We start from the raw sequence: 8,826 nt of genomic DNA, 5'->3' as shown, positions 1-8,826 counted from the left end.
GGGTCGCGGTGTAAACGATCGAGCCGCCTTCAGCGACGGTGCCGGTGGCAGCCAGCGACAGGTTGGTGGTGTCAACGGTGTCGGTGACGTTGGTCGAAACCGGGGTTTTGTCAGCCACGAGATTTTCGTAGTTGCCGCCCGTTACGCCGGTAATCGAGTTGCTCAGCGGCTCGTGACCGTTCAACGCATCGTTCGGCGCGGTGGTGGTCACGGTGCCAGTGGTTTTGCCCACTTCGATGGTAATGGTCTGGCCGTTGGCCAACGTGACGATCACTGGCGAGCCGGTGACAGGCGCGCCAACGGTCGCGGTATAGGTGACGGTGCCACCTTCAGCTACCGAAGTATCAGCGGTCAGTTTGACGGTCGAAGTATCGATGGTATCAGTAACTTCGGTGACAGCCGGAACGGTGCTCGGTACCAGGTTCTCGAAGTTACCACCGCTGGTTCCGGTAATGCTGACTTCGACTTTGCCGGCATCTTTGTAGACGTCATCCGCAGGCGCCGGAACGGTCACGGTGCCGGTGGTTTTACCCGCTTCGATGGTGATGACAGAGCCATTACTCAGGGTCACAGTCACCGGGGTGCCGGCCGGGTTGGTCAGGGTCGCGGTGTAGACGATCGAACCGCCTTCAGCGACGGAGCCAGTGGCACTCAGCGAGAGGTTGGTAGTGTCGACGGTATCAGTCACGGTGGTGCTGACCGGCGTCTTGTCGGCGACCAGGTTTTCGTAGTTGCCACCGCTCACACCCGTGATCGAGTTGCTCAGCGGCGCCTGGCCGTTCAGCACGTCGTTCGGTGCGGTGGTGGTGACGGTACCGGTGGTCTTGCCGACTTCGATGGTGATGGTCTGGCCGTTAGCCAGGGTCACAACAACCGGCGAGCCAGTCACCGGCGCACCAACCGTAGCGGTGTAAGTGACGGTGCCACCCTCGGCCACCGAGGTGTCAGCGGCCAGCTTGACCGTCGAGGTATCGATGGTGTCGGTGACTTCGGTGACTGCAGGGACAGTGCTTGGCACCAGATTTTCGAAGTTGCCGCCGGTTGCACCGTTGATGGTGACTTCGACTTTGCCGGCGTCTTTGTAAACGTCATCCGCAGGCGCCGGAACCGTCACGGTACCGGTGGTTTTACCGGCCTCGATGGTGATCACCGAGCCGTTCGACAGGGTCACGGTTACCGGCGTGCCGGCCGGGTTGGTCAGGGTCGCGGTGTAGACGATCGAGCCACCTTCAGCCACGGTACCGGTCGCGCTCAACGTCAGGTTGGTGGTGTCGACAGTGTCGGTAACGGTGGTCGAAACCGGGGTTTTGTCGGCGACGAGGTTTTCGTAGTTACCGCCACTGACGTTGGTGATGGCGTTGATCAGCGGTGGGTTGCCGGTCAACGCATCGTTTGGCGCCGTGGTGGTCACGGTGCCGGTGGTTTTGCCCACTTCGATGGTGATGGTCTGGCCGTTCGCCAGGGTCACAACAACCGGCGAACCGGTTACCGGTGCGCCGACGGTGGCGGTGTAAGTGACGGTGCCGCCCTCAGCGACCGAGGTATCGGCAGTCAGTTTGACGGTCGAGGTATCGATGGTATCGGTGACTTCGGTGACCGCCGGAACGGTGCTCGGCACCAGGTTCTCGAAATTGCCGCCGGTTGTTCCGGTAATGCTGACTTCGACCTTGCCGGCGTCTTTGTAGACGTCATCCGCAGGCGCCGGAACGGTCACAGTGCCGGTGGTTTTTCCAGCCTCGATGGTGATGACGGAGCCATTGCTCAACGTCACGGTCACCGGGGTGCCGGCCGGGTTGGTCAGGGTCGCGGTGTAAACGATCGAGCCGCCTTCAGCGACGGTGCCGGTGGCACTCAGCGACAGGTTGGTGGTGTCGATGGAGTCGGTGACGGTGGTGGTCGCCGGCGTGGTGTTCGGCACCAGATTCTCGAAGTTGCCGCCGGTCGCACCGGTAATCGTGGTGCTGACGGTGCCGCCATTGTTGTAGACGTCGTTCGGCGCGGTCGGCACGTTGACGGTGCCAGTGGTCTGGCCGGCTTCGATGGTGATGGTCGAGCCGTTGGACAGGGTGACGGTGACCGGCGTCTGTGCCGGATTGGTCAGGGTCGCGGTGTAGGTGATCTGGCCACCTTCGACCACGGTACCGGTGGCGGTGAGGGTCAGGCCGGTGGTGTCGCGCGAATCGACGATGTTCGTCACGGCTGGCGTCGTGTTCGGCACCAGGTTCTCGAAGTTGCCGCCGGTGGCACCGGTGATGGTGGTGCTGACGGTGCTGCCGTTGTTATAGACGTCATTCGGCGCGGTCGGCACGTTGACGGTGCCAGTGGTCTGGCCGGCTTCGATGGTGATGGTCGAGCCATTGGACAGGGTGACGGTGACCGGTGTCTGCGCCGGGTTGGTCAGTGTCGCGGTATAGGTGATCTGACCGCCTTCGGTGACGCTGTTGCCAGCGGTCAGGGTGACGGTGGTGGTGTCGATGGTGTCGGTGACCTGAGTCGTCGCCGGGGTGGTCGGCGGGGTCACGGTAATGCCGTTGCCGCCGGTGGTGCCGGTGACGGTCACGTTGATCTGGGTCGGGTCGTTATAAACGGTGTCGTTCGGTGCCAGCGGCACGTTGACGGTGCCGGTGGTGGAGCCGGCCGGAATTACGATCACCGAGCCGTTGGACAGAGTGATGGTCAGGTCGGTCAGCGGCGCCTGGGTCAGGGTCGCGGTGTACACCAGCACGCCGCCGGCTTCGGTGATGGTCGGCGTGGCGCTGAGGCTCAGGGTCGACTCACGCAGGGCGTTGGTGGTGGTATCGGTGTTCTGGCCACCGGTGATGTTCTGTGCTGCTTGCGCACCGGAATTGATGCCTGCGGTCGGGAAGCCGATGGTCGGGTCGACGCGGCCAGCCGTGGCATCGAGCATCACGAAGCTGTGGCCGCCGCCTGCCGCGCCGCCAGTCCCTGCGGCGGTAGCGCCGGCAGCGGTGGCTTCAAGGGCGGTGGTCGGGTCGGCACCGGCGGCGATGGCCTGCTGCAGCTCGGCTACGGACGGTGCGGCCTGCGCGGTGGCTTCGGCCAGGTCAGTGCTGGAGTCGGGCGCGTTGGCGCTCCACTGGGTTTCACGGCCCAGGTCCAGGGTGCGGCCATCCGCCAGTTCCAGCGACACGGCGCCGGAGAGGCCGGTATCGATCTGGTCGCCGACGAACAGGCGATCGCCTTCAACGAGCACGCGGCGTACACCCTCGGGGGAGACCACGAATACCTGACCGACAATGCTTTTGACGATGGCCACAACACTGCTCATTGAAGACTCTCCGGGTGTCACGTTCAGTTGACTTCCATAGCCTGATGGCTTCGGCGCCGATTCAGTCTGGACGTACTTTTAAAATTTGCGAATCAAGATTGACGCTGTTCTTCGTCAATAATTTGGCTAGATTCTTTCGCTATTAACTTTATGCCAAACTATTGACCTTCTGGGTGCCATCCTAAACAATCGCCCCACTAATGTCACATTGATATTTCCGCGGCGACCTGTCCCTCAGCGTGTGATCCAGTTCCTATTTTGAACTTTCCGACATACGGTCATTCCGGTTGCCAATCATCCGACGCAGCAGCACGTTTTGCTGTGATTCAAGACAAGAAGTCCTGGGAAATCTTTACCATGCGTTTGCACTTGTTCAAGGCTCTACCGTTCGCCCTCGCCGCCTCTTTCGTCCAAGCACAATCCTTACCAGAAGCCATGCAGCAGGCACTGGATGTCCATCCGGAAATCCAGGCGGGGGTCAACAGTCGTTTGGCCGCGGATTATCAGTTAAAGGCAGCCAAAGGTGGATACCTGCCCAAGGTCGATCTGCTGGGCGGTTATGGCCGTGAGGGCACTGACAGCGTGACCACGCGCGCCAACGGTGGCGGCAACCACTGGGAAACGTTGAACCGCAGCGAGTCAAGTTTACGTCTCTCGCAAATGGTTTTTGACGGTTTTGCCACGTCCAGCGAAGTCGGGCGTCAACAAGCCACCGTCAACTCCCGCGCCTACTCGCTGCTCGGCACTTCCGAGCGCACCGCGCTGACCGTCGCCCAGGTTTACCTGGACGTGCTGACCCGCCGCGAATTCGTGCGTCTGGCCGAAGAGAACCTCAAGAGCCACCAACGCATTTACGATCAGATCCAGCTACGCACCCAGCGCGGCGTTGGTAGCGGCGCTGACCTCGATCAGGCTGAAGCGCGGATGGCTCAGGCCCGCAACAACTTGATCACCGAACAGACCAACCTCGCCGACTCCGAGACCAACTTCCTCAGTGCCGTCGGCCAGATGCCTGACCAGCTGGAGCGCCCGGCGCCGTTCATGGCGATGATGCCGGCCAATCTCAATGAAGCCCGTACGCAGATGCTGGAAAACAGCCCGATCCTGCGCTCGGCCGAGTCCGATATCGCTGCGGCCGAGAAGCAGTACGAAACCGCCAAGTCGACGTTCTACCCACGTTTCGACGCCGAGCTGGGTCGCACTGCCGACAACGATCTCGACGGTCAGAACGGCCACAACAACGAGTGGCAGGCCATGCTGCGCATGCGCTTCAACCTGTACTCCGGTGGTAGCAACAAGGCCGATCTGGAATCCAAGTCGTACCTGTCGAACCAGGCGCTGGACATCCGCAACAACGCCCTGCGTCAATTGAACGAAGAACTGGGTCTGGCCTGGAACGCCCTGAACAACGCCAACGCGCAGGTGCCGATCGCTCAGCAGTACGTTGATCACAGCACCGCCGTGCGTACTGCCTACCAGCGTCAGTTCAGCCTCGGCGAGCGCACCCTGCTCGATTTGCTCGACAGCGAAAACGAGTTATTCACCGCTTCGCGCCGTTTGGCCGAGATCAAGAACATTCAGTTATTTACTCAGTATCGAATCAAGGCGACCATGGGCGAGTTGCTCAAGAGCCAGGGAGTGGTCGCACCATTGGCATCCGTCGTGCAGAACGATGTGAAGCCGAAGGTCCAACTGCCGGGTATGAATTGAGCAGAACCTTCATTGTTCAATTGTTAGCCAAGAGTGCCGAGCGTGGAATCAGAAGTCAGTCGAGTTCAACTCATTCATGATCCGCGCGCGATGCACGACGATCCGTTACTGGATGGTCTGCTCGCTCTATGCATGTTGCACCAGAAGCCGGCCAGTGCGGCGATGCTCACCACTGGCCTGCCGCTGCCCAAGCAGCGCTTGAGTGTCGAGTTGCTGCCCCGCGCAGCGGCTCGCGCCGGGCTGCAGGGCCGGGTGTTGCAACGCAAGCTGGAAGAGATTCCGGCGATTGCCATGCCGGCGCTGTTGCTGCTCAAGGATGGCCGCAGCGCCGTCCTGCTCGGCTGGCAAGGCGAGAACGAAGCCCGGGTGCTGCTCAGCGAAAGCGATGGCGGCGAATCGGTGGTCAGTCGCGAACTGCTGGCCGACGATTACACCGGCAAAGTGTTCTTCGCCCAGCCGCAGCACAAATTCGACGTCAACCACGGCGCGTTGATCCCGCGTGCGCGCTCGTGGTTTCGCGACACCCTCAAACGCTCGCGCTGGCTGTATGCCGATGCGATCGCCGCGAGTTTCCTGATCAACATCATCGCCATGGCCGCGCCGCTGTTCGTGATGAACGTCTACGACCGCGTGGTGCCGAACCAGGCCGAAGCGACCCTGTGGGTGCTGGCGCTGGGCATCACCGGTGCCTACATTTTCGACCTGATCCTCAAAAGCCTGCGCAGCCTGTGCCTGGATCTGGCCGGCAAGAAAACCGACCTGATCATCTCCGCGACGCTGTTCGAACGCATCGTCGGCATGGCCATGAAGTACCGCCCGGCGCGGGTCGGCAGCTTCGCGCAGAACATCCATGAGTTTCAGAGCCTGCGCGACTTCCTCGCCTCGCTGACCCTGACCAGTCTGATCGACCTGCCGTTCACCATCCTGATCTTCATCGTCATCGCGATTCTCGGCGGGCATCTGGTGTGGATTCCGGTGCTGGCGTTCCCGATTGCGCTGTTGATCGGCTATGCGTTGCAGAAGCCGCTGGTAGCGACCATGGAACGCACCATGGCCCTCGGCGCCGAGCGTCAGTCGAGCCTGATCGAAACCCTCGCCGGCCTCGATGCAGTCAAGGTCAACAACGCCGAAAGCGAACGGCAGTACCAGTGGGAACAGACCATCGGCACCCTCAGCCGCCTCGAACTACGGGTGAAAATGCTCTCCGGTTTGGCGATGAATATCACCCTGCTGATCCAGCAACTGGCCGGGGTGATCATGATCGTCTTTGGCGTGTATCAGATCATCGCCGGCAACCTGAGCATGGGCGGTCTGATTGCCTGCTACATGCTCAGTGGCCGTGCGCTGAGTCCGCTGGCGTCGTTGTCCGGTCTGCTGACTCGCTACCAGCAGGCGCGGGTGACCATGACCTCGGTCGACCAGATGATGGAGCTGCCGCAGGAGCGCAATTTTGAAGAGCGTCCGCTGAGCCGCAAGGTGCTGCAAGGCGCGATCGAGTGCCGTCAGTTGAACTTCACCTACCCGGAACAGCAAAACCCGGCGCTGAAGAATATCAACCTGGTGATCCGTCCCGGCGAGAAGATCGGCATCATCGGTCGCAGCGGTTCCGGTAAAAGCTCATTGGCGAAACTGCTGGTCGGCCTGTACCAACCGGACGACGGCGCGCTGCTGGTGGACGGTGTAGATATCCGTCAGATCGATGTCAGCGAGCTGCGCTACAACATCGGCTACGTGCCGCAGGACATCCAGCTGCTGGCCGGCACCCTGCGTGACAACCTGGTCTCCGGCGCGCGCTATGTAGAAGACGAGCTGGTGCTGCAAGCCGCCGAACTGGCCGGCGTGCACGAATTCGCCCGTCTGCACCCTCAAGGCTACGAGCTGCAAGTTGGCGAGCGCGGGCAGAACCTGTCCGGTGGCCAACGGCAGAACGTTGCTCTGGCGCGGGCGCTGCTGCTCAATCCGCCGATCCTGCTGCTCGACGAACCGACCAGCGCCATGGACAACACCGGCGAAGAACGCCTCAAGCAACGCCTGGCTGCCGTCGTTGAAAACAAGACCGTGGTGCTGGTGACGCACCGGGCCTCGCTGCTGTCGCTGGTCGACCGCCTGCTGGTGGTCGACCGTGGACAGATTCTCGCCGATGGCCCGAAAGCCGCCGTGATGGAAGCGTTGAAGAAGGGGCAGATCAGTGTTGCTTAAGTCGGGTGTCAAAGAGTCGATCCGTCGCTACTTCAAGGGCTCTGCCTCGCTGCAGGGCCAGCCGCTGCCGGAGGTCAACAAGGCGCTGATCGAGGACGCCCCGCGCGTCGTGCGCCTGACCATCTGGGCAATCATCGGCTTCTTCCTGTTCCTGCTGCTGTGGGCCAACTTCGCCGTGATCGACGAAGTGACCAAGGGCGACGGCAAGGCGATTCCGTCGTCGAAGATCCAGAAAATCCAGAACCTTGAGGGCGGGATTGTCTCGGAAATGTTCGTCAAGGAAGGTCAGATCGTCGAGGCCGGCGCACCGCTGATTCGCCTGGACGACACGCGTTTTGCTTCCAACGTCGGCGAAACTGAAGCTGATCGGCTGTCGATGCTGTTGCGCGTCGAGCGCCTGAGCGCCGAGGTCGATGACCGTCCACTGAATTTCCCGGAAGACGTGCTCAAAGCCGTGCCGGGCCAGGCGAAAAGCGAAGAATCGTTGTACATCAGCCGGCGTCAGCAACTGCACGACGAGATCGGCGGTTTGCAGGAGCAGTTGATCCAGCGTCAGCAAGAGCTGCGCGAGTTCAGCTCCAAGCAGGCGCAATACCGTCAGCAACTGGGCCTGCAACGCCAGGAAATCAACATGTCCGAGCCGCTGGTGGCGCAGGGCGCGGTGTCGCCGGTGGAGGTGCTGCGACTCAAGCGTGCCGAAGTCGAAACCCGTGGTCAGCTCGACGCCACCACGTTGGCGATCCCGCGCGCCGAATCGGCAATCAAGGAAGTCCAGCGCAAGATCGACGAGACTCGCGGCAAATTTCGCAGCGATGCGCTGACCCAGCTCAACGAAGCCCGCACCGACCTGAACAAGGCCCAGGCCACCGGCAAGGCGCTGGAAGATCGGGTCAGCCGGACGCTGGTCACCTCGCCGGTACGCGGGATCGTCAACAAGTTGCTGGTCAACACCATCGGCGGTGTTATTCAGCCGGGCAGCGACATGGTGGAAATTGTGCCGCTGGATGACACCTTGCTGGTCGAAGCCAAGATCCGTCCACAGGACATTGCCTTCCTGCATCCGGGCCAGGAAGCGATCGTCAAGTTCACCGCGTACGACTACACCATTTATGGCGGGCTGAAGGCCAAACTGGAGCAGATCGGCGCCGACACCATCACCGACGAAGACAAGAAAACCACCTACTACATCATCAAGGTGCGCACCGAGCGCAGCCACCTGGGCACAGATGAAAAGCCGTTGCTGATCATCCCGGGGATGGTCGCGTCGGTGGATATCATCACTGGCAAGAAGTCGGTGTTGAGTTATCTGCTCAAGCCGATCATTCGGGCACGGGCCGAGGCGTTGCACGAGCGCTAGAACTTCACTGGCCTGAGCTGGCAAGCCAGCTCCCACAAGCCCAGCCATGAACCTGCAGGAGCTGCGGCACGCTGCGATCTTTTGATACTGATTTCAAGAACAAGATCAAAAGATCGCAGCGTGCCGCAGCTCCTACGTGGACATCAGCAAATCGCCACTAAGTGACACAAATCGTCACTCACCATCCAGTCCATTCCTCACCATCCGCCATATCGTTATTCATTAACGGTATTTAATTTCCGATTCTTATAGCTTTAAAGTCATCCACCTG

General features: G+C 61.1%; 4 protein-coding genes. 3 read left to right on the top strand and 1 reads right to left on the bottom strand.

Annotated features, from left to right (window positions below; translation table 11 throughout):
- A partial coding sequence (locus JN524_RS23835) for a retention module-containing protein (RefSeq protein ID WP_202370926.1) occupies positions 1-3,289 on the bottom strand: 3,289 nt, incomplete at its 3' end.
- A 357-nt stretch (positions 3,290-3,646) separates the two neighbouring features.
- Between JN524_RS23835 and JN524_RS23830 the strand changes: the two genes are divergently transcribed.
- The 3 genes from JN524_RS23830 to JN524_RS23820 are packed head-to-tail and all read left to right on the top strand — an operon-like array spanning position 3,647 to position 8,555.
- Complete coding sequence (locus JN524_RS23830; protein WP_007961502.1) at positions 3,647-4,999, top strand: TolC family outer membrane protein; 1,353 nt, start codon at positions 3,647-3,649, stop codon at positions 4,997-4,999.
- Positions 5,000-5,041: 42 nt separating this feature from the next.
- Positions 5,042-7,198: a type I secretion system permease/ATPase gene (locus JN524_RS23825; protein WP_202370925.1), complete on the top strand. Its 2,157-nt coding sequence runs from the start codon at positions 5,042-5,044 to the stop codon at positions 7,196-7,198.
- Positions 7,188-8,555, top strand: coding sequence for an HlyD family type I secretion periplasmic adaptor subunit (locus JN524_RS23820; RefSeq protein WP_096796933.1), 1,368 nt, complete (start codon positions 7,188-7,190; stop codon positions 8,553-8,555). The genes JN524_RS23825 and JN524_RS23820 overlap by 11 nt, the downstream gene beginning before the upstream one ends.
- The last annotated feature ends 271 nt before the right edge of the window (positions 8,556-8,826 follow it).

Origin of the sequence: Pseudomonas sp. MWU318 (assembly GCF_016756945.1) — a bacterium.
GTDB lineage: Bacteria > Pseudomonadota > Gammaproteobacteria > Pseudomonadales > Pseudomonadaceae > Aquipseudomonas > Aquipseudomonas putida_A.
The sequence above is the reverse complement of the archived record's forward strand: the minus strand, read 5'-3'. Positions and strand labels throughout refer to the sequence as shown.